The sequence below is a fragment of the Qipengyuania marincola genome, assembly GCF_029688625.1.
Classification (GTDB): Bacteria; Pseudomonadota; Alphaproteobacteria; order Sphingomonadales; family Sphingomonadaceae; genus Qipengyuania.
The window spans coordinates 689,411-709,420 of record NZ_JARULC010000003.1; the positions used below are offsets into that span (position 1 = coordinate 689,411).

General features: G+C 59.6%; 18 protein-coding genes. 11 read left to right on the top strand and 7 right to left on the bottom strand.

Going from position 1 to position 20,010, the window contains the following annotated elements; all coding sequences use genetic code 11:
* Positions 1 to 10: 10 nt before the first annotated feature.
* Genes P8Q88_RS13340 through P8Q88_RS13355 form a run of 4 tightly spaced genes read left to right on the top strand, consistent with a single transcriptional unit; the run spans position 11 to position 3,822 of the window.
* Entirely contained in the window at positions 11 to 268 is a 258-nt protein-coding gene (locus tag P8Q88_RS13340) for a CopG family ribbon-helix-helix protein (RefSeq protein ID WP_278324319.1), read from the top strand.
* Positions 268 to 582 (top strand): type II toxin-antitoxin system RelE/ParE family toxin, encoded by a 315-nt coding sequence (locus tag P8Q88_RS13345; protein ID WP_278324320.1) that lies wholly within the window; start codon positions 268 to 270, stop codon positions 580 to 582. The genes P8Q88_RS13340 and P8Q88_RS13345 overlap by 1 nt, the downstream gene beginning before the upstream one ends.
* Positions 579 to 2,621, top strand: a complete 2,043-nt coding sequence (locus P8Q88_RS13350) for a DEAD/DEAH box helicase (protein ID WP_278324321.1) — start codon at positions 579 to 581, stop codon at positions 2,619 to 2,621. Before P8Q88_RS13345 ends, P8Q88_RS13350 begins: the two co-directional genes overlap by 4 nt.
* Complete coding sequence (locus tag P8Q88_RS13355; protein ID WP_278324322.1) at positions 2,614 to 3,822, top strand: GIY-YIG nuclease family protein; 1,209 nt, start codon at positions 2,614 to 2,616, stop codon at positions 3,820 to 3,822. Before P8Q88_RS13350 ends, P8Q88_RS13355 begins: the two co-directional genes overlap by 8 nt.
* Before the next feature lie 120 nt (positions 3,823 to 3,942).
* On the opposite strand, the gene P8Q88_RS13360 is transcribed toward P8Q88_RS13355, so the two are convergent.
* Complete coding sequence (locus P8Q88_RS13360; protein ID WP_278324323.1) at positions 3,943 to 4,314, bottom strand: hypothetical protein; 372 nt, start codon at positions 4,312 to 4,314, stop codon at positions 3,943 to 3,945.
* A 74-nt stretch (positions 4,315 to 4,388) separates the two neighbouring features.
* Here P8Q88_RS13360 and P8Q88_RS13365 point away from each other — a divergent pair, with 74 nt between their 5' ends.
* The 7 genes from P8Q88_RS13365 (at position 4,389) to P8Q88_RS13395 (ending at position 11,353) form a co-directional block, all read left to right on the top strand.
* Positions 4,389 to 5,957, top strand: a complete 1,569-nt coding sequence (locus P8Q88_RS13365) for a recombinase family protein (RefSeq protein WP_278324324.1) — start codon at positions 4,389 to 4,391, stop codon at positions 5,955 to 5,957.
* Positions 5,954 to 6,838 (top strand): plasmid partitioning protein RepB C-terminal domain-containing protein, encoded by an 885-nt coding sequence (locus tag P8Q88_RS13370; protein ID WP_278324325.1) that lies wholly within the window; start codon positions 5,954 to 5,956, stop codon positions 6,836 to 6,838. Before P8Q88_RS13365 ends, P8Q88_RS13370 begins: the two co-directional genes overlap by 4 nt.
* Positions 6,835 to 7,737 carry a plasmid partitioning protein RepB C-terminal domain-containing protein gene (locus tag P8Q88_RS13375; RefSeq protein ID WP_278324326.1) on the top strand — a complete coding sequence of 301 codons (903 nt, stop codon included), beginning with the start codon at positions 6,835 to 6,837 and terminating at the stop codon, positions 7,735 to 7,737. Before P8Q88_RS13370 ends, P8Q88_RS13375 begins: the two co-directional genes overlap by 4 nt.
* A 356-nt stretch (positions 7,738 to 8,093) precedes the next feature.
* A complete protein-coding gene (locus P8Q88_RS13380) occupies positions 8,094 to 8,927 on the top strand; it encodes an EamA family transporter (protein WP_278324327.1) in 834 nt (277 codons plus the stop codon).
* A 285-nt stretch (positions 8,928 to 9,212) separates the two neighbouring features.
* Entirely contained in the window at positions 9,213 to 9,662 is a 450-nt protein-coding gene (locus P8Q88_RS13385; protein ID WP_278324328.1) for a hypothetical protein, read from the top strand.
* A 5-nt stretch (positions 9,663 to 9,667) separates the two neighbouring features.
* Positions 9,668 to 10,000, top strand: coding sequence for a heavy metal-binding domain-containing protein (locus P8Q88_RS13390; protein ID WP_278324329.1), 333 nt, complete (start codon positions 9,668 to 9,670; stop codon positions 9,998 to 10,000).
* A gap of 840 nt (positions 10,001 to 10,840) precedes the next feature.
* Positions 10,841 to 11,353 carry a hypothetical protein gene (locus P8Q88_RS13395; protein WP_278324330.1) on the top strand — a complete coding sequence of 171 codons (513 nt, stop codon included), beginning with the start codon at positions 10,841 to 10,843 and terminating at the stop codon, positions 11,351 to 11,353.
* Positions 11,354 to 11,635: 282 nt separating this feature from the next.
* On the opposite strand, the gene P8Q88_RS13400 is transcribed toward P8Q88_RS13395, so the two are convergent.
* From P8Q88_RS13400 to parA, 6 genes are all read right to left on the bottom strand, one after another.
* Positions 11,636 to 13,765, bottom strand: coding sequence for an SEC-C metal-binding domain-containing protein (locus P8Q88_RS13400; RefSeq protein WP_278324331.1), 2,130 nt, complete (start codon positions 13,763 to 13,765; stop codon positions 11,636 to 11,638).
* A gap of 819 nt (positions 13,766 to 14,584) precedes the next feature.
* Complete coding sequence (locus P8Q88_RS13405; protein ID WP_278324332.1) at positions 14,585 to 17,113, bottom strand: S8 family peptidase; 2,529 nt, start codon at positions 17,111 to 17,113, stop codon at positions 14,585 to 14,587.
* Positions 17,103 to 18,326, bottom strand: a complete 1,224-nt coding sequence (locus P8Q88_RS13410) for an AAA family ATPase (RefSeq protein ID WP_278324333.1) — start codon at positions 18,324 to 18,326, stop codon at positions 17,103 to 17,105. Before P8Q88_RS13410 ends, P8Q88_RS13405 begins: the two co-directional genes overlap by 11 nt.
* A gap of 262 nt (positions 18,327 to 18,588) precedes the next feature.
* On the bottom strand, positions 18,589 to 19,044 hold the full coding sequence (locus tag P8Q88_RS13415; protein ID WP_278324334.1) for a hypothetical protein: 456 nt from the start codon (positions 19,042 to 19,044) through the stop codon (positions 18,589 to 18,591).
* 11 nt (positions 19,045 to 19,055) lie between these two features.
* The gene (locus P8Q88_RS13420) at positions 19,056 to 19,265 is read right to left on the bottom strand and encodes a ribbon-helix-helix domain-containing protein (RefSeq protein WP_278324499.1); all 210 of its coding nucleotides are present in this window, start codon (positions 19,263 to 19,265) and stop codon (positions 19,056 to 19,058) included.
* 41 nt (positions 19,266 to 19,306) lie between these two features.
* Positions 19,307 to 19,984 (bottom strand): ParA family partition ATPase, encoded by a 678-nt coding sequence (gene parA, locus P8Q88_RS13425; RefSeq protein WP_278324335.1) that lies wholly within the window; start codon positions 19,982 to 19,984, stop codon positions 19,307 to 19,309.
* Positions 19,985 to 20,010 lie beyond the last annotated feature (26 nt).

Sequence of the window (20,010 nt, forward strand, 5' to 3'; positions counted from 1 at the left end):
GGAGCCAGCTATGGGACATGAACCAGCCACCTCCCCCATCACCATTCGCGCAGCGAAGGAGATGGTGAGCGAGATCGATTCCATTGCCCATGCGCTCGACCGGTCGCGCAATTACGTCATCAATCAGGCACTGCAGCAATATCTGGAAGCCAATGCCTGGCAGGTGGAGCGCATCAAGGAAGGGATTGCAGACGCGCGTGTGGGCCGCGTCCATCCCGCCGATGATGTTCATGCCGAAATCGCCGCGAAACATGGCTTTAGCCGCTGATGCGGGTCACTTATGCGAGCGCCGCCCGGCGCGATCTTGATGCAATTATCGACTACATCTCGCTTGAAGATCGGGCTGCGGCGGAGAGGGTCTTCTATGCGATTTCCGATAGCGTCAGCAGGCTGGGCGATTACCCCAATATGGGCCATGTCGGCCGCGTACCCGATACGCGAGAGCTTTCCGTGACGGGCCTGCCCTACATCGTCGTCTATGAAGTTTCCGCAGAGGCGGTGACTGTGCTGGCAGTCTTCCATGGCGCGCGAGATCTGGCCCGCGCAATGGCAGAGAGATCAAAAGGGATGCCCGACACATGACCAAGACCGTCCCTTCCGTTTCTGTCAGCTATGCGCAGAGCGGCGCCTCCACCAAGTCGAACGAGCTGGGCATGCGCCCGATGCAAGAACGCGCCTTCGAAAAGCGGGGCGAGCAGTATCTGCTGATCAAATCGCCGCCGGCATCGGGCAAGAGCCGCGCGCTGATGTTCATCGCGCTCGACAAGCTGACCAATCAGGATCTGCGCCAGGCGATCATCGTGGTGCCGGAAAAAAGCATCGGCTCCAGCTTCAATGACGAACCGCTCAGCCAATATGGTTTCTGGGCGGACTGGCATGTGGAGCCGCGCTGGAACCTGTGCAACGCGCCGGGCACCGATGGCGGTAAGGTCAATGCGCTGGGCAGCTTTCTTGAGAGCGACGACAAGGTGCTGGTCTGCACCCATGCGACCTTCCGCTTTGCGGTCGACAAGTTCGGCGTGGAAGCGTTCGACAATCGCCTGATCGCGGTGGACGAATTCCACCATGTCTCTGCCAATCCGGACAACAAATTGGGCACGCATCTGGGCGAGCTGATCGCACGCAACAAGGTGCATATTGTGGCCATGACCGGCTCGTACTTCCGTGGTGATGCAGAGGCCGTGCTGGCTCCGCAGGACGAAGCGCGCTTCGACAGCGTGACCTATACCTATTACGAGCAGCTCAACGGCTATGAACATCTCAAAAGCCTCGATATCGGCTATTTCTTCTACTCGGGGCCGTATTCCGACAGCATCCTAGAGGTGCTCGATCCGGCGGAAAAGACCATCATCCACATCCCCAGTGTCAATTCGCGCGAAAGCACGAAGGACAAGCACCGGGAGGTGGAGCACATCATCGAGGAGCTCGGCGATTGGCTGGGCACAGATGATGCAACCGGGTTCCAGCTGGTCAGGACAGCGGACGGGCGCACCTTGCGGATTGCAGACCTGGTCGATGATGATCCGGGCAAACGCGATCGCGTGTCGGCGGCGCTGAAAGACGCTAGCCAGAAGAACAATCGCGATCACGTCGATATCATCATCGCTCTCGGCATGGCCAAGGAAGGCTTCGACTGGATCTGGTGCCAGCACGCGCTGACTGTGGGCTATCGAGCCAGCCTGACCGAAATCGTCCAGATCATCGGCCGCGCCACCCGCGATGCGCCGGGCAAGGCCCGGGCGCGCTTCACCAACCTGATCGCCGAACCGGATGCTGCGGAATCCGTGGTGACTGAGGCGATCAACGATACGCTGAAGGCCATCGCGGCCAGTCTGCTGATGGAACAAGTTCTGGCTCCGCGTTTCGAATTCAAACCAAAGACGCCGACCAGCCAGGCAGACCCCGATTTCGACTATGGCGAAGCCGGATACGACAAGGATCGCTGCAATGTCGGCTTCAACGAGGAGCGCGGCACTTATCAGATCGAGATCAAGGGGCTGGCAGAGCCCAAGAGCCCCGAGGCAGAGCGAATTTGCCGCGAAGATCTGAACGAGGTGATCGCCACCTTCGTGCAGGACAAGCGCTCGATCGAACGCGGCCTGTTCGATGAAGAGCTGGTGCCTGAAGAACTCACCCAGGTACGTCTGGGCAAGATCATCAAGGACAAGTACCCGGAGCTGGATGAAGAAGATCGGGAAGCGGTACGCCAGCACGCGATCGCTGCTCTGAATCTCACTCAGCAGGCAGCGCGTATTGCCGCTGGCGATGACAAGGAACCGGGAGCCAACACCGCCCTGATCGACGGTGTCCGCAAATTTGCGATGGATGTGCGCGAGCTCGACATCGATCTGATCGACCGGATCAACCCCTTCGGTGAAGCCTACGCCATCCTCGCCAAAACGATGAGCGAAGACAGCCTGAAACAGGTTGCCGCAGCAATTTCCGCTAAGCGTACGAGCCTGACGCCTGAGGAGGCGAAGGAATTGGCCGTGCGTGCGGTCCGCTTCAAGAAGGAGCGAGGGCGCCTGCCGTCGATCAGCTCGGCCGACGCCTGGGAAAAGCGGATGGCGGAAGGAGCGGCGGCATTTGTGCGGTTCAAGGACGAGGGCCGCTATGAGTGATCTCGATCTTGATGACCTGCGTAATGAGCTGGCGGATTTTGCCCAACCCGAAAAGAAGGTCCAGCGTTCGGCCAAGGAGGAGCGCGTCATCGCAGGTTTCGAGGAAATCCAGCGTTTCGTCGATCAAAACGGTCGCGCACCGCAGCATGGCGAGGATCGGGATATTTTCGAGCGGCTCTACGCGGTCCGCCTCGACCGTCTACGTAGCCTGTCTGAATATCACGAACTCCTGACGCCCCTCGATCATCAGGGTCTGCTGACGACGGCAGAACCCACTCCATCGGCGCCGGTAGAGGACATGGATGACGACGAATTGCTTGCCGAACTCGATGGCGCGGCGGGCAGCTCCGATATCACACAGCTGCGCCATGTCCGGTCGGCTACGGAGAAGCGCGCCGCCGAGGAAATTGCCAACCGCGAACGGTGCGAGGATTTTGACCGGTTCAAACCGCTATTTGATGCCGTCCAGGCCGATCTCGATGCCGGGACGAGAACCACGCGCCCCTTTGTCAAAGATTCTGGATTCTTGAAGGCAGATATCGGCGACGGGCAGTTCTTCATCCTTGGAGGACAGATGGTATATGTTGCGCATGTCGGAGAGCCAATCAAAGCACCTAATGGTGAGACCGATGCGCGGCTACGTGTGATCTATTCCAACGGGACCGAGAGCGATCTGCTACTGCGTTCACTGCAGCGGGCACTCTACAAGGATGAAGCTGGTCGCCGCATCACCGAACCAACTGCTGGCCCGCTTTTCGCCAGCGAAAACGACGAGGAGGATCTGGCCAGCGGAACAATCTACGTTCTGCGGAGCAAATCAGACAACCCTCGCATCGCACAGCATCGAAACGTGCTCCATAAGATCGGCGTGACCGGCGGTAAGGTCGAAAAGCGGATCGCCAATGCAGAGCTGGATCCGACCTATTTGATGGCCGATGTCGAAGTCGTCGCAACTTATGAGCTGTTCAACATCAACCGCGCGAGGCTCGAGAAGCTGATCCACCGCCTGTTCGGTCGAGCTAGGCTGAACATCGAGATTCAGGATCGCTTCGGCCATCATGTCTCACCGCGCGAATGGTTCCTTGTCCCGCTCTTCGTCATCGATGAGGCCGTAGAGAAGATCAAAGACGGCTCGATCACCCAATTTTCCTACGATCCGGACGCGGCAAAATTAGTAGGCAGACCAGTGGGATCGAACTAGCCTCGATACATTGGACTTACGTAAAGCCCCACATCACAGCTGGTGGTGGCATCTACGATGATTCGGCGCGCCAGCTTCCGATTTAACTTATCGACTAGGCGATGGTTGGCTTATGCCAGATCAACTACCCTGCACCTCATCGATCGCAGATAGTACGTCCACCAGCTGAGCGCGCAGGCCTGCGAGCCCGACCGCAAGCATAAGATCGCGCCGATCCGCCAGCTCAAGCACTGTCCGCAAGATCTGGTCAGAATGACGCATCAGAATGACGAGATTGTCCGCGCTTGGACTGTTCTTTCCATCGAACCAGTTTCGCACAGCCCGCTCATTGGAGCTGGTCAGCTTCGCAACTGTTTTGACCGACGAAGGCAGCGCACCGAACTCCTGCTTGAGTGCAAGTGCAAGAGCCTCACTCAATGCCGACGGCGACAATTCCGGAAAGGTTTTTCCTGATTTCGACTGAAGACTTCGGTCCTTCTTCGTGAACGACATACCGCTGAACTCCCAATAAATATTCGAGGGAATCGAAAGGTGTCATTCCGTGAGAAAATGAAAGTATCGGGCAGATGCAATCGGCCAAAGAAGAGCAAGACAAAGACCATGAGGGGCCGCTAGTTCGAGCCGCGCAATATGTGCGCATGTCGACCGAGCATCAGAAATACTCGACCGAGAACCAGGCAGAGATAATTGCGCAATATGCCGCGCGGCGTGGGTTCGACATCGTCAAGACCTATGAGGACGCCGGCAAAAGCGGGCTGAAGCTCGAAGGGCGTTTGGCACTGCAGCAACTGATCCAGGATGTTCGCACGGGGCAAGCCGACTACGAGGCTGTGCTTGTTTACGATGTGAGCCGCTGGGGCCGGTTCCAGGACGCCGACGAAAGCGCCTATTATGAGTTCATCTGCCGTGAGGGCGGGATCACAGTTCACTATTGCGCGGAACAGTTCGAGAATGACGGAAGCCTTAGTGCTACCATCATCAAGAGCATGAAGCGCGCGATGGCCGGCGAATACAGCCGGGAACTGTCCGCCAAGGTCTTCACCGGGCAATGCCGTCTGATCCGGCTCGGCTATCGTCAAGGTGGTCCGGCCGGCTTCGGTCTGAGGCGCGTGCTGGTCGATGAACACGGACACGTAAAGGCCGAGTTGGCACGAGGCGAACACAAGAGCCTGCAGACCGACCGGGTGATCTTGCAGCCGGGACCGCCTGAGGAGGTCGAAACGGTCCGGCGGCTCTACCGCATGTTCGTGGTGCAGCAGCGCAGCGAAAGCGAGATCGCCGATGTGCTCAACGCCGAAGGTCTGCGGACCGACCTTGGGAGGGAATGGACGCGCGGCACCGTCCACCAGATCCTGACCAATGAGAAATACATCGGCAACAATGTCTACAACCGCATCTCCTACAAGCTGAAGGCGAAGCGGGTCGCCAATCCGCCCGACATGTGGGTGCGGCAGGATGGCGCTTTCGAGCCGATCGTGGAGCAAGACTTTTTCGACGCAGCCCAACGCATCGTTCAGGAACGCTCCCGTCGCTTTACTGATCAGGAATTGCTCGACCGCCTGTCACAATTGTTTGCCGACAAGGGGTGGCTGTCGGGCGTGGTTATCGACGAATTGGAGGACATGCCGTCGAGTTCGACTTTCCGGCACCGCTTCGGAAGCCTGACCCGCGCATACGAACTCGTCGGCTACACGCCTACTCGCGACTACAGCTATATCGAGATCAACCGGGCGCTGCGCGCCATGCATCCCGAGATTGTCGCGTCGGTGGTCGGCGACATCGAAGCACAAGGCGGCACTGTCGAGCGGGATCCGGTATCGGACCTGCTGCGGATCAACGAGGAGTTTACCGTCGCACTTGTGATCGCCCGGTGCCACGTCTCGCCGGCAGGCGGGATGCGCTGGCAGGTTCGTTTCGACAGCGGCCTTCGTCCCGATCTGACCATTGCCGTCCGGATGGAGGACGATAACCAGACGGTGCGCGATTATTACCTGTTTCCGTGGCTGGATCTCAACCAAACTCCGAAGCTCCGCCTCGCACCCGACAACGGCATCCTACTCGATGCGTTCCGCTACGACACCCTCGACGCCTTTGTCGAACTGACCCGTCGCACCTCGTTGAGGAAGGCTGCATGAGCGACGCAACCACCGAAATTCGTCAGGTTCCGATCGATCTCATCACCGTGCTCAATCCGCGTGTGCGCAACAAGCGCGTGTTTCAGGAACTGGTCGATTCCATCGCTTCACTTGGCCTCAAGAAGCCGATCACAGTCAGCCAGCGACCGGGCAAGAACCGCTACGATCTGGTTTGTGGTCAGGGCAGGCTCGAAGCATTCATCGCGCTCGGTGCTTCGGAAATCCCGGCCATGATCGTCGAAGCAAACGAAGAAGACTGCTTCGTCATGAGCCTGGTCGAGAATTTGGCCCGGCGCCAGCACAGCCCGCTCGAACTTGTCCATGGCATCGGAGAGCTGTCGCAGCGCGGCTATTCACATGCAGAAATCGCCAAGAAGGTCGGGTTCTCGATCGACTATGTCGCGGCAATCTGTGTGCTGCTCGAGCAAGGCGAGGAGAAACTGATCAACGCGGTCGAGCGGGGCACCATTCCGCATTCGATCGCGATGGAGATCGCCAGAGCCAAAGAAGGCGAGGTCCAGAAGGCGCTCGCCGAGGCCTACGAGCAGAATAAGCTACCTGGAAATCAGGTCCTCGCAATCCGGCAGATCATCGAGCAGCGCAAGGTGAGCGGCAAGCAGGTGCATCGCGGTTCGGGCAAGGATGCGCGAACGCGCAGGGTCAGTTCGGAAAGCCTGATCCGCTCTTACCAGCGTGAGACCGAACGCCAGAAGCTCCTGATCAAGCGCGCTTCGCTGGCGCGCAGCCGACTCCTTTTCGTGTCCAATGCTCTTCGCCGCCTGCTTGCGGATGAGCATTTCGTGACCCTGATGCGAGCGGAGGGCATCACCTCGTTGCCCGAAGCACTGGCCGAGCGTGTTGGTACCGGGATTTCCCCATGACCAAGCCCATCAAGATTGCTTTCGATCAGGATGTGATAACGCTCCCGATCGAGAAGCTGTTGCCGACAAAGGCGCTGCCAAAGACACTGCAGCAGAGCGTCAAATACAGCCGTATTGCCGCATCGATCAGCGAAGTCGGTATCATCGAGCCCTTGTCGGTCGCGCGTCAGAAGGGTGGAGCCTATCTCCTTCTCGACGGACACGTGCGGCTCGCGGCCTTGCGCGAACAGGGGATTAGCGAGGTGCCCTGCATCATCGCGCATGACGACGAATCCTTCACCTACAATAAGCGGGTCAATCGCCTTGCGGTGATCCAGGAGCATTACATGATCGTCCGTGCGCTCGATCGCGGTGTTTCTGAGGAGAAGCTCGCCCGCGCCCTCAATGTCGACATCAAGGTGATCCGCAACCGGCGCCATCTCTTGCGAGGCATAAGCGACGACGTCGCCGAGCTGCTGAAGGACAAGCAGGTCGGCCACGTCGCTTTCCAGAAGCTGCGCAAGATGAAGCCGCTCCGCCAGCTCGAAGTGGCGGAGCTGATGGTCTCTGCGAACAACTTCACATCCTCCTACGCCAAGGCGCTGCTCGCAACGACCAAACCGGAAGACCTCCTCAAGCCTGACGAGCAGCGCAAGGCCACGGGCCTATCGACCGAGCAGATGCAGCGACTGGAGCGGGAGATGTCCGAGCTAAGTACCGACTACAAGGAACTGGAGATGTCCTACGGCGACGACATGCTTGTGCTTGTCGTGGCATCGGGGTTCCTCGAACGCCTGCTTGGCAAGCGCGAGATCGAGCGGTTTCTCGAAACTCGCCACCCCGAAATCTTGGAGAATTTCAGGTCAGTTGTTCAGGCAACTTCGCTTGACCAATCGCCAGCGACTGGCCGTGCGACCTAGCACGATGGGGACCCGGACCCGATAAGCGCGGGGACCGCAGGAGACGCCGCACCGTGGGGCGGATCGAGCGCGGGGGTGGGAATGGCGGCGAACCCGCAGGAAGCCCACCACAAGTCCGATGGGGCTTAGCGGAAACGTGTGCCGGGCTTGCGCGGGTCCGGCACACATGGTCGGTGAGATCAAGGCCGTCTAATTGTTGGCTCCCCGACCCTGACAGCCAAACTAAAAGCTTGTTTTGCTTCATCCTAAAAGCATTCATAGCATGTGGGGACGCAATATTCTACGCTCGGGAAAGGGTGGATATGTGATTTCCGTGTTGGGCACACAAAAATCAAGAATGAGGGCTGGCTGACGCGATGTCGCCGGTCATCGTAACTCTGTTGCTGGCATCAGCCATGATCCATGCGGGTTGGAACGCGCATGTTAAGAGTGGCACAGACCGACTGTGGTCGATTTCGATCATCTCTCTGTTTGGAGCCATAGCGGCTTTACCCTTCGCTGCGCTGCTCCAGCCGCCAGCGCTTGTGAGCCTTCCTTACATCCTTTTATCTTCGCTTCTGCAGGTCGGTTATTGCCTGTTTCTGGTTCGCGCGTACGATCATGGTGACCTTGCTCAAGTGTATCCGATTGCCAGAGGAAGTGCACCGCTTCTTGTTACGATCGGGGCCGCGATCTTCGCGGGAGAGCTGCCGCACACCATTGGGCTGGTCGGAATCCTATTGGTGTCCGTCGGGATCTTTTCGCTCGCTGTCGGTCGGTACCGCACCCATACAAAATCTTTGGTTTCTGCGATTGCCGCCGGAGCCTTTATTGCAAGCTACATGGTCGTTGACGGCTTGGGTGTCCGTGCGTCCGGCAGCCCGACAGGATATGCGTCGTGGCAGGCCGCGTTTGCAGGCTTCCTGATCCCATTGGCTTTCATCGTCATAAGGAGAAAGGCGCCCGTGATCCCAACAGGCAAAGAGGGCGCATCGCTCATTTTCGCAGGCGTTTTGTCTGCGTTGGCGTATTGCGTCGCAGTTTGGGCCATGAGCGACGCAAAAATGGGGGCGGTGTCTGCGCTACGGGAGACGAGCATTCTGTTCGCTGCACTCTTTAGCGCTTTGGCGTTGCGCGAAAAAATGACCCCTGGAAAACTCATCGGGGCTGTATCTGTGACCGCAGGTGTCGTGTGCTTTGCTATCTCTTGAAACCATCAAAGCCCAATCCGGACACTCCGGTTCTGCCCCCTAGTCAAAGCGGACATCAAAGGCTTTCTCGAAAGGTCTGAACCCGCTATCTCAGTCCTGCCTGTCGGTCAGTCCCGCGGGTGAGGCTTAGTAACCTCGCAATCTTGCGACCGGTCGAACCAGTTTCGGCCGGGTGGCTGTCGCGCATGTCCAAGGTTCTGCCCAAAGGCGGCAGCGCCTGTGCGCAAGTCCAGGTTACTAACACCCGGCTCGGGTCCGCCTCTCACATAACTTGGAGGCGCCAAAGTGAAGACCGCACGAAATCTCTGGGCAATGCCGTTTTTCTTGTTGTCCCCGCACACAGATCCCCTTGCGGCCGACCCGCTACCTGCGTCACGAAGTTGCTGCCAAATCATTGTGGATTACGATGCCGAATATGAGGAGGCTGTCGCATCCGCACTCTCAAACCTGGAGCGATACGAAGAGCTGTGCGGGTTCCTTGAAGCTCGAGATCTGCACGTTGTGCTGAAGGGCACAAGTGGGATCCTGGAAGAACGATCCTACGCGTGGGTATTGGTAACGCTTGCAAATAGCGAGACCGGTATGGATGCGGGCGGACATCAAACAGTGACTCTGCTCGGTAGCCCAGCAGATAGCGTCGAAGAACGACGAGTGCTTTTCGCCGTCATGGAACGAGCGCTGGAAATCGTTGCCAATAATCCTGCGCGCTTCGTCTCCTCTGAGCGTGCACGCTGATGGGAATGCGCGACCTGTTTGGTGGGGGCGCAAAGGAACTCGCCATCCCTACGCAAATGGTGACTTCAGCCTCCTCACTTCCGGGGTGGGTAATCTCGAAGCACCTTGCGATCGTGGGTTCTTCAAAAGACATAAAGGTCGGGTTGCTTGATCCTCGCAAAGATACAGGGCAAGTCTACGAAGAGGTCATGCTGGAAATGTGCGAGAGCGCTAGGGACCTCGGTGCGAACGCCATCCTCAACGTCCGCCTCGCTCCGATGCCGATTGGGGCCGGCTTCATCGTATCATCGCTTCTTGTCACTGGCGACGCGGTGATCGCAGTCGAGGCAGATCATTAGTGCTGCGCGCTGGCCGTTTCCAGGATGTCTGGGAGCCGTTCTGCTCCATGATTGCAATGGTCGGCTCTGATTGGCACCCGCTGCAAGCTGCGATCGTTTCCTTGAGTGATGCCAGTTTTCGCCCCGAGCTCTCGGAAGCCGCACAAGCACTCAGCTCCACTACCTTCCGATAGCATCCAGACGGGCACGACTCTGTTATGCTAATCCCAGCGGCATGGGCTTCGGCCATAGTCAGTTTCCATAGGCGGTTGGCGATGAGCCTTTCATAGTGGAGCTTGCTGATGATGCGCGACTGGCCGGGGAGGCAGTTGGACAGAGAGTAATTCCACTTCAGGAGTTGTTGCGACCAACGTAATTCCGCCTCCAGACTTTGAGCGCGTGTTGAACATCGTTCGAGCACAATGAAGCGCGGAAGTTGGTTGGCAAGTATGATGTGGTAGATTTCTGACTTGGCGGACTGATACCTGTCCTTTTGGGCAAGTGCTCGACGAACATGATCGATCGCTCGACCATGAGGGTTCTTCGTTTCGCCCACGTAAAAAGGTAGCGCTTGGTATCGGCTTCTCGGATCGGTCTTGGTAGGATCGAGAATAGCGTAAACTACGTAAGGGGTGCCATCGGCGGCTTTCGCAAATTGCGTTGCTACTTCGTTCATTCGGTCCTCAAAATCGTGACCAATTTCGAGCAAACTTGTGCACATCGAACTTCTCCTTTGTTCGATGCCGCTCCTCCCCCTCCTCTTTCTTCACCCCGGCCAATTCCCGATTATACGCGGAGGCCGAATGTGGCGGTTGCCCGAAGGGCTTCTTCTCCATAATTTGTCCACGAAAGGGGCAAGCGATGCCTGCATCATTCAATGCTGGGTCATTTGACATCGGCGCTTTCGATCTCGACATCACGCTCGCAGACGCGGCGCTGGACGAAGCGAACCGGCCCACCCGTCGTATGCTGGCAAACGCCTGCATCGGAATCGATGCATTCGATGCCTACTATGCCTCGCTCGAACTCTTTGAGGCGCTAGAAGCGGTTCATGAAGAATGCGTTGGTGCCAAAGCGAAGCTGGCACGCATCCTCTCGACGCGCTGCGACGATTTCCAACGGTGTCTGTATTATTCGCTCGCTGGCCGCGGAGTGGTGCAAATGCTCGAAGACTTCGAGTGGTTGGTGCAGATCCTTCGCGGAAGGACGGAAATCTCAGCTGATTTGCTTCGGCATGGCGGAAACGTGCAAGTAGCTCACACACCTTACATTTGCGATGAGCCTGACGGCCCCATCGCCGCAGCTAACCCAGATTTCGAACTGGGTGCATCGTGGTTGATTGATCCCGGGCTGGGTGGGAGACTGAGCGACTAATCTTTGAACTGTCAGACCTTTTCGCAGGTCGCGGTACGCTGGAACTAGGCCTTCCTATCGGCAGTTTTAACGCGCCCTAATTTAGGTCGCTCAGATTGCTCGCCGCCAACCCTGTAAGCCGACATCCATCAATTGCCGAATAATTGCGGGACAGTTGGGTGGAACGCATCGCGAATGGGCCGCGAGGCCAAACAGGTTTTTGGCGAGTCTCCAATCCGCCGACCTTGTTCGTTCCCTAGAAACCCCCTGTCACGCGGATCGTAGTCGCACGAAGGAAGCAGTTCATCGTCCGTGACAGTGTTTGTATTTTCGCTCTGAACCGCATGGGCATGTTTCATTGCGGCCAATCTTCTTTCGTCGCGGCAGCGCCGTACCCCCCCCACGTGCGTCGAACAATTTTTTGAGTGGCTGGGGGACCGTGAGCTCAAATTGCGTAGGGCCGCCGAAGCGGCGAAGATGGTCGACTAATCTGCGCTGCCCGCGCAGCTCTTCGCGCTGCGGCCCCGACAGGCCCGCTTCGTAAGGCAGCAGCCGTTCCATTTCGGCGCTCGCTGCCTGATGGTCACCGCAATAGGCGAGTACAACGGCATATTGCGCTCGCACCGGCACAACCCATGAAACCAAGCCCATGCCCTGGATGATCGGGAAGATGTTTCGCTCGATGACTTCTCGTGCGCCGATGAAATCATGTCGCGCGACGAAGTCGTCGACAAGATCCTGCCCAACCCGTACAAGCGATTGCGGCGCTTGGGCGAGATCGTAGAATTTAAGCGCGTGAATACGCGCAAGGCCCGAAGTCAATCCGTCCCGGCCGCGTGCTTGGGCGAAGAGGTCGAGCGTGTCGGCGAGATGCTTGAGGTCGTCAGTGAGGTCGTGATCTTTGGGCAGCATCCGCCGTATTTCCGGAGCGTTGCGACCGATCACTACATCGGGTGTCAGACCAAGGACGCCGTAATACTCCTCGATCAAAGGCTCGACTTCGTCAGCAGCCAGACTGTGTCTGCCCAGCTTGAATAGCGCCAGAGCGCGGTTGTATCGAAAGACCCGGCGATGCTCCTCACTGTCGGGCAACTGGCCTTTAACCTCATCGGCGAGCACAAGCACGCCTTCGACGTCGCCCGACTCTGTCATTGCGAGCATATTCTTCATCGCCCAAGCGAGCCATTCCTGAGGCCCCAGCCCGCCTTCGTCGAGAAGCGCTTTCATGATTTCGAGGCGCGGCAGCGCCGCTTCAACGTCTCCTTCCCTAAGATCGTTGAAGACTAGCGCATCGAGCGCCCACAGCCTTGTTTCTGGCTCTTGCTCCTCGTCGTTTGCCGCGGCCACCATCAGAGGCTCGATCTCCGGCCATACGCCCATCTCGTGAAACAGCTCGTCTGTGGCGAACTGAACGAGCACCCTGGACTGGCCTAGCGCACCAAACAGGCGAATAAGGAGACTGAGCTTGCCGATGCTCCAGTCGCGCCGGATGGAGCGAACCATGACCTCAAGCAGTGCCTGTTGCGCTGCCTCCTCCGCATTATTACCCCGGTCGAGAAGATGCGCGCGTCCTAAAAGGCGAACCGCGTCATGGACCTTTACGCCCGCATTGCCGAACAGCTCGAGCATTCCCGAGCGCGGGACCGCGCGCAGCCGGGCGGCGGCCTCACGTTTGCTGAGTTCCAAAGCGGTCTCCAGAAAAGCCAGCACATCGTCTTTCACCAAAGCGACATCCGACAGGCTGAGCACGCTCACCGCCTCTTTTTCCTTTTCGGGCAACCCGTCGAACGCGCGCCGCAGGATTACCTCCTGGGCCAACTCGACGGTCTGGGTCTGTCGCTCAAGATCGGCGCACAATGCCGCGACCGAGCCGCCATACTCGCGCGCCGCGAGGGTGCCCGCGTTGAGCACATAAAATGGCAAGGCGCCGGTCAAACGTGCGATCCGTTCACACGCAGAATAATCGGCGCTGCAACCAGCGTCGGCCAGGGCCGCGACGACGGTGTCTTCTTCCCAACCGCCAAGTGTTTCGGGTTCAATTTTTAGGATCGCCGTCAGCTCGGCCACCGCCGGACCGGGCTGGGCTATTAAGAAGAATCGCAGGCTTGGTGCCCGCTCCACCAGCGCGCGCAAATGGCCAGCCTCCAGCGCATGCGCATTGTCCAGAACGACATGAGCATACCTGCCTGCGGATTTGATTTGAGCGCTCAGGGCACCAAGCGTTTCGAGTGGCGATGCGCCCGGGAGTAGGATCTCGCCAAGGATCCCATGCGAACGCCCGAACATCCGCGCTGCGACCTCGCGGGTGACCGTCGCTGGCAGAGCCGTTCCCGGAATGTCGGCGACGTCGATATAAGTTACCGGCGTGTTGGCATGGACTGCAGCTTCCGCCACCCAAGCGGTCTTGCCCGCGCCCGAATGGCCGACGAGCATGCGCACGCGCTCGTCACTCAGCAGCGCTGGTTCCTCTATCTGCGCGCGATAGACGAGCGGCGGAGCCGGGACGTCCTGCATCCGCACGACCAATTGCTCGAAAAGCGCCGGCAGCTCCTCGCGACTAAACGCGTGATTCTCGCGCGGCGCGGCGCCCGCGCTGGCGAGCATCACTTCGCCGGCAAGCTTCCAGCTGAGAGTGTCGGGGCGAAGAAGTGCAAGCGGCAATGCATCGGCCAACGCGACACAATTTTCGAAAGCACCGCTGATATCGACTGCGGGCCGTGGCAAACCCGATTCTGGGTCGGGCCCACCCGGCCAGTGGAGTTCGACATCCTGCGGCCATGCGTCTGCCTGCCGCATCCTGGCAAGCTTGGCAGACGGTGGCGCATTGCAAGCGATGACGAAGCTCGCCTTTCCCTTGCGCGTCCCCGAGACGTGTTCCTCTCGCAGCTCGGAAAAGCGCTCCATCGCATCGCCGATATCGGAGGGCTGCAGTACCTCGGCCCGCTTCTTGACCTGTATGTAGAGGCGCTCGTCTGCGCGCACGATTTCGATGTCCTCGTCGTGCTCGACGACCACGCGCAGCGTTGCGCTCTTCCCAGCCTGCAGAAGACATTGGGCGGCATAGAGATGCTGGTAAAGAAAGCCGCGATGAACATTCTCGATCCGCGCCAACTGCCGCGGATCGAGCACGACCGGATCGGAGCTGTCGCTAACTGTCATGAGCTTGTTCATCCATTCAAGGTTCAATTCTGCTGCCCGTCGATCAGTGGCTCTCCGGTCACGGTGCAGCGCCTGACTTTTTCGCGATTGGCGCTAAGTACGACCGCGAGCACGCAACCGCACCGCGGTACGAACATCGTGCAGATCGACGCGGTTGCTCACGAACTGGCGACGCAGCTCTTGGAAGACGGGCTGGCGGCCATCGGGATCCTCGATCGTCAGGATCAGTGAGAAGGGGACGCCCTCGGGAGGGAAAGCCGCTTCGGCCCGCACGATGCTCTCGACCTGGAGCCGCCACTCGGTTCTCTCGCCTACGCCGCCACCGAAATCCTTCCGGTAGCGCTTGGACGGCCACCACTTGAGCCCTTGGGAAATGAGTGCCCGCTCAGGCGGCGTCATACCTGCGGAGCGAGGGAGAAAACCTTGTTCAATCTTGTCGTTCCAGCTAGGCAAGCCGTCGCTGCGATCGAAGGGCTGGCGCTGCTGGAGCTTGGCGTCGAGATTGACCCGCACGAACTCGGTGCCGAACGCCTGGTCGATCGGAGGGTCGTACACGAGGGTCATGCGCACTAGCCCGCGACAAGCGAGCGTTGCCGGATCGACGAGCGAGGCAGGCCAGGTGAAGGGAAAGCGCAGGATAGCCGGTCGCCGTTCACCGACAGTAAGTCGGCTTTCGAAGACTAGGGTAATGGCGTGATCGTCGGTTTCGAGCATCTCCGCGGCCGAACAGGGTTGCCCGAAGCCAACGAACTGCCGCGCGATGTCGCGCAGCGAGCGGTTACGCAGCGGGGCGGGCGTCTCCGCATTGTGAATAGCAAACGCGCGAAGCGAGCGGATATCGAGCCGTTGCCCAGTGATCGCATCAAGGCTGGCGATTGTCTTGGCGACGAGCGGCGCGGCGAAACTGGTGCCACGCGTCTCGCATAGCGTGCCATCGCTCTTGCAGGTAGCGAGCGCGGTGGCGTGAGGTGCCGCGGCGTCACCGTTGCCGCCGTAGTGCGCGAGGTCGGGCTTGATCCCGACCCGGAGGCCCGGACCGCGGCGGGTGTAGGTGGCGGGCGCGTCGTCCAGATGAGCACCACCGGGAGGGTTAAGCGCCCCGACCGAGAGCGCACGGACGCTTTCTGACGGCATGTAGATCGTGTCGGGGGCGGTTCGCGCAGCAAGCGCTGCCAGTGCATGACGCGGCTTAGTCGGCCAAGGCGCGCGCCATTCGGCTGCCTGCAGATTGCCGGCCGAATTGATCACCAGAACGCCGTGGCGGTCCTGGATTTCGTCGAGCCGCGCAGCATAGATGCTGTAAAGGTTCTGTTCGACAGGTGAGGTGATATTGAGCGACATGTTGAACACTCGCACCCCATGGTCGTCGCGCGCCTCGACGATCGCGGCCTCGAGTTCTTCGAGGAAGGCTTCGAACCCGCGCGGACCGTAGACATCGAGAAACCGCGCGCGCGGCATCAGCGGAATGTCACAGATATCGCAGCCGTCCTCCTCACGCCCGATACCGGGACCGTTCGCTGTACGGGCGCCGAGCAGGATGCCCGCGACCATGGAGCCGTGCTCGGGATCGCACTGGCTTTCCGATAGGAAATCGTAGCGTGACTGGGTCCAGTCCGACAGAACCGGTCCCACGCCGGTGTCGATGACTCCGACCTTGGGATAAGTCGCGGAGGCGACCCGGGGCGGCACGACGAACGGACGTGCGGAGGCGGAGGCGGGGGCACTGGAGGGTGCGAGCACCACCGGAAACCGGATCCTTCTCACGAGCGGGTGGTTGGCAAGGACCGTCAGGGCTTTTTCGTGACGCTCAATGTCCGGGTCTATTGAGGAAACCGCAGGCGAAAGTGTCAGTTCGCTCCTGATCGACCTGCGATCCTCAATCAGCGGAGCGTTGCGGGCATTTGTAATCAGGACTTCTAGAGAGGGCACGCCGCCGGGGCTTGGCAGCAGCGCGGCATACGTCCCCTGGCCGAGCGAAGCGATGTCGTGTTGTAGAGTGTCGAAACTGCGCCGCAGCCCGAGCACGTCGTCGGAGATCTCGTCCACGAGTGGACGCTGCTCGAAAAGTTCGACCACGTAACCACTCGCCGCCGAAGGCTGTAACAGCGCTTGGACCGCCTGGGCGGCGGAGAAGTTCCGCTTGGAATCGGAGGGCGCCACGTCAATGTCCTCGATTGCCCCCAGCTCCGAGCGAACCCGTGTTACGAAGCGATAGGTGTTGCCGTTGCGGCTCACGCGGGTTTCTCCGCGTTCCTCGGCGCTGGCAAACCGGTTCCTCAGGCGGGGGAGATGATGACGTGGCAAGCGGAAGAAGAGTTCGCCGGGCGCGCCCGCGCCAACGCAGGGAAATTGGTCGCGTATGAACAGGCTGCGGTTGGGACGGTAGGACTTCGCGATGGCTTCGGTCCGCATCCGCACACGGACATAGGCCAGTGGTCCGAAGCGCGAACTCGCCAGTGTCGCGTCGATCTCGTCGAGGCGATCAATCATCGCCTGCTTGTGGGCCGCAAATCCGCGATCATTGCCGTCGAAGAAGTCCTTGTCAGGCCCGGCTCGCCCAGGCTCGGGAGCGCGAATATAGGATTCGTCGTTAAGGACGATCTGGACCGGATTATTGGCCATCACTCACCTCTGCACGGGCGTCGCGCTCACGGGACTCCCAATCGCTCGACGCGCGTGAGATCTTGCTCTGACTGCACTCGAACATTTGAGCGAGCGTATCCTGGCGAATCCCGAGATCGGCGTGGAGCACCGAGCCGATAAAGCCGGATTCGTCGGATACCAGCAACCGCGCCGGCTCCATCTCTTTCGAATCGACGCCCATCCGCGGCAGTAGTCCGCGCGTAGCCGCCGCGACTGCAGCGGGGGACGGTTCCTCCCCGGATAAGGCGAGACTACGCTTGAGGCTATCCGCGAATGTCCGCAGGTCGGCGCCTGACCGCGCTCCGGCGACGTAGCAGAGGATCTTTAGCACGTCATCGCCGAGGTCTAGTGAGGCGAGAAAGGAGCGCAGCATGGTCAGCCGGGTCTGCGCGTCTGGCATGCCGATCCGGATGTGATTTTGGAACCGACGCCAGACTGCCGGATCGAGCAGGCCGTCATGATTGGTGATCGCGATGGTGAGGCCCCGCCCGGCCCGAGCATCAAGGTTCTGCAAGAGGGTGTTGACCACCCGCTTGAGCTCGCCGAGCTCGTGCGGATCGTCGCGCATCTTGGCCAGCGCATCGAACTCATCGAGTATGAGTACGCAGCGGTAGCGATTGGCGAAGTCGAATAGGTTAGCGATGTTGCGGGCGGTCGTGCCGAGGAAGGAGCTTACAAGACCATCGATGCGGGCATTGACGACCGGCAAGTCGAGCCGCGCCGCGAGCATGAAGGCGGTGAGCGTCTTGCCGGTGCCGGGCGGGCCGTAGAATAACGACGAATAGGACGGCTCGACGCCCATTGCGCGAAGCGCATCTGTACGCTGCCACTCCGTCGCCAAGCCGGCGAGCGCTAAGGACAGCGTTTCGTCGTAAATCGGATCGGGTCGCCCTTCGCCGGGCCGTAGGACGATTTCGGCCAGCGGCACGCTTGTTTCACGGTCGGTCGGCGGATGGACATTCGCGGTCAGCTCATCGCCAGTGACGAGTGACCTGGAGACCTCCACGCTGCTTGGAACTAGGTCACCCTCGCTTTCCACGGCGTTCAGCAAATCAGTCAGGGTCTGCGCATCGCGCGCATCTCCTGCCTTCTTGAGACGGTCGCGCAGTCGCTCAACCTGTTGCCGAAAGCGACCGTCGCCATTCTCGAGCCCGATCCTGCAAAGACTGCGAATTGCTGAAAAATGCTCCATAAGACCCCGTGAATCGATATTTCGATGCGCTTATGCACATATTGAGCCTCATTATGCAACAGGTTTTGATTATATGCATTTAGAGCGGACAATTATGCTGGCGCGCTTACGGCACCTACATGGCTGGTGGGTGCCACCGTGGATGGCCGATCGTGGATCTTTACACCGCTTTGCGGCTTCCGTCTGGCGGTAAGGAGAGGGCCGAACAGCGGCTCCGCTCTGTTATCAAACCGTAAGGAGAGGGTTCGTTCTCGGCCCATTTTCAGTCACGCACCTCCGCGATCTGCGCAGCGAGATGTTGCTCGCGAATACCCACATCACTGTCGTGCGCGTTGCACCACTTCCGCCGAAGGGATCGATGTAGGTCGACAACGCGCCAGGCCGAAAGCGGTGTCCGCCATTTCTCAAGCTCGCCCGCAACCTCGTGGTCGAATTTGGCGCGGCAGGCAAATGGCAGCGTGTCACGCGCTACACGAATCAGCGCTGCACTGGCGGGCGGCCCCATGAACAGACGTTTTGCGATTTGCCATTGGGCAAGGAACGCGAGGGCAACCGTGACAGACGCGAAGATAGCAGATGACACCGGGCCGCCGATCAATGGAAATATCGCAAGTGGGCTCAGCAGAAGCACCGAGGTAACAAGGAGTGCCGCAAGCTGATATCTGAGCATCAGGAACTCGATGCGCGCGGCGCACCGCGATTGTTTAGGGGGGCTCATAGTCTCTCCTTCTACGATCCGATCGGGCTTTCGCCATATTTGCGCAGAACATCATTGAACGCTTCGGCCATCAGGTCCTGCAGGCTGAGGCCGTTGCGCCGCGCGCAGGTGTGCATGGCAAGCGAGAGTTCAGGCAAGAAATAGCCCGATATCGCTTTCCGACCGACACGGCTTGGCGGGATCTGGGGGTTAGCTGCAGGTGATACGGGTTCGGCCGGCATGTCGTCTTTTGGCTGCTTATCAGCAAGGTTGGCAAAGCGGTTCATGCGGACATCCTTTCGTGTTCTGGTATGACCATGTTCAGCTGTTCACACGCCCACATGTGAAGCTGTTCAATCTCGCGCGCAGCCTTACTTGGAGGATCAAGATCGAAGACGGTCTTGCCGCCCGCAACCGCATGGCGATAGGTGGCGCGGTCAGGCAGGATGACGGGGCAGGTCTGCGCCCCGAACCCGGCGACAAGCTCCATCGCATCGGCATAGATCAACGGAGCATTGGGCGGGCCGGCGGTAAATACAACAAAGGCGGGCTTGGCGAGCAGTTCGACCAGACGGATGGTTGTCCGCATCGCGGCGAGATCAAACGCGCTCGGGCGGCAGGGGATCAACACGAGATCTGCGCACTCGACCGCTTTGCTGGCTGCAAGATCGGCATGGGGCGGCGTGTCGATCACGATCAGATCAGCGCCCTGCTCTGAGGCAGCCTCGATCTTTGCAGCAATGCGCGGCGGTGCGCTGTCGATGATTTCGGGCGGCGCGCCGTGTCGCCATTCGGCCCATTGCGAGGCGCTGGCCTGCGGATCGGTGTCGATCACCAGGCTTATCTGACCCGCGCGAGTAGCCGATGCGGCGAGATGGATCGCCAGAGTCGTCTTCCCGGCACCGCCTTTCTGACTGACAATTGCGACGGTGCGGGTGTTTGGATGTGGTGTTGTTGTCATGCGCGATGGTCCTCATGTTCACATGT

What these genes read in the sequence shown, in the direction of transcription:
- P8Q88_RS13340 (WP_278324319.1), top strand. Translation starts at nt 11, where the DNA reads ATGGGACATGAACCAGCCACCTCCCCCATCACCATTCGCGCAGCGAAG.
- P8Q88_RS13345 (WP_278324320.1), top strand. Translation starts at nt 268, where the DNA reads ATGCGGGTCACTTATGCGAGCGCCGCCCGGCGCGATCTTGATGCAATT.
- P8Q88_RS13350 (WP_278324321.1), top strand. Translation starts at nt 579, where the DNA reads ATGACCAAGACCGTCCCTTCCGTTTCTGTCAGCTATGCGCAGAGCGGC.
- P8Q88_RS13355 (WP_278324322.1), top strand. Translation starts at nt 2,614, where the DNA reads ATGAGTGATCTCGATCTTGATGACCTGCGTAATGAGCTGGCGGATTTT.
- P8Q88_RS13360 (WP_278324323.1), bottom strand. Translation starts at nt 4,314, where the DNA reads ATGTCGTTCACGAAGAAGGACCGAAGTCTTCAGTCGAAATCAGGAAAA.
- P8Q88_RS13365 (WP_278324324.1), top strand. Translation starts at nt 4,389, where the DNA reads ATGCAATCGGCCAAAGAAGAGCAAGACAAAGACCATGAGGGGCCGCTA.
- P8Q88_RS13370 (WP_278324325.1), top strand. Translation starts at nt 5,954, where the DNA reads ATGAGCGACGCAACCACCGAAATTCGTCAGGTTCCGATCGATCTCATC.
- P8Q88_RS13375 (WP_278324326.1), top strand. Translation starts at nt 6,835, where the DNA reads ATGACCAAGCCCATCAAGATTGCTTTCGATCAGGATGTGATAACGCTC.
- P8Q88_RS13380 (WP_278324327.1), top strand. Translation starts at nt 8,094, where the DNA reads ATGTCGCCGGTCATCGTAACTCTGTTGCTGGCATCAGCCATGATCCAT.
- P8Q88_RS13390 (WP_278324329.1), top strand. Translation starts at nt 9,668, where the DNA reads ATGCGCGACCTGTTTGGTGGGGGCGCAAAGGAACTCGCCATCCCTACG.
- P8Q88_RS13395 (WP_278324330.1), top strand. Translation starts at nt 10,841, where the DNA reads ATGCCTGCATCATTCAATGCTGGGTCATTTGACATCGGCGCTTTCGAT.
- P8Q88_RS13400 (WP_278324331.1), bottom strand. Translation starts at nt 13,765, where the DNA reads ATGCTCGTCGGCCATTCGGGCGCGGGCAAGACCGCTTGGGTGGCGGAA.
- P8Q88_RS13405 (WP_278324332.1), bottom strand. Translation starts at nt 17,113, where the DNA reads ATGGCCAATAATCCGGTCCAGATCGTCCTTAACGACGAATCCTATATT.
- P8Q88_RS13410 (WP_278324333.1), bottom strand. Translation starts at nt 18,326, where the DNA reads ATGGAGCATTTTTCAGCAATTCGCAGTCTTTGCAGGATCGGGCTCGAG.
- P8Q88_RS13415 (WP_278324334.1), bottom strand. Translation starts at nt 19,044, where the DNA reads ATGAGCCCCCCTAAACAATCGCGGTGCGCCGCGCGCATCGAGTTCCTG.
- P8Q88_RS13420 (WP_278324499.1), bottom strand. Translation starts at nt 19,265, where the DNA reads ATGCCGGCCGAACCCGTATCACCTGCAGCTAACCCCCAGATCCCGCCA.
- parA (WP_278324335.1), bottom strand. Translation starts at nt 19,984, where the DNA reads ATGACAACAACACCACATCCAAACACCCGCACCGTCGCAATTGTCAGT.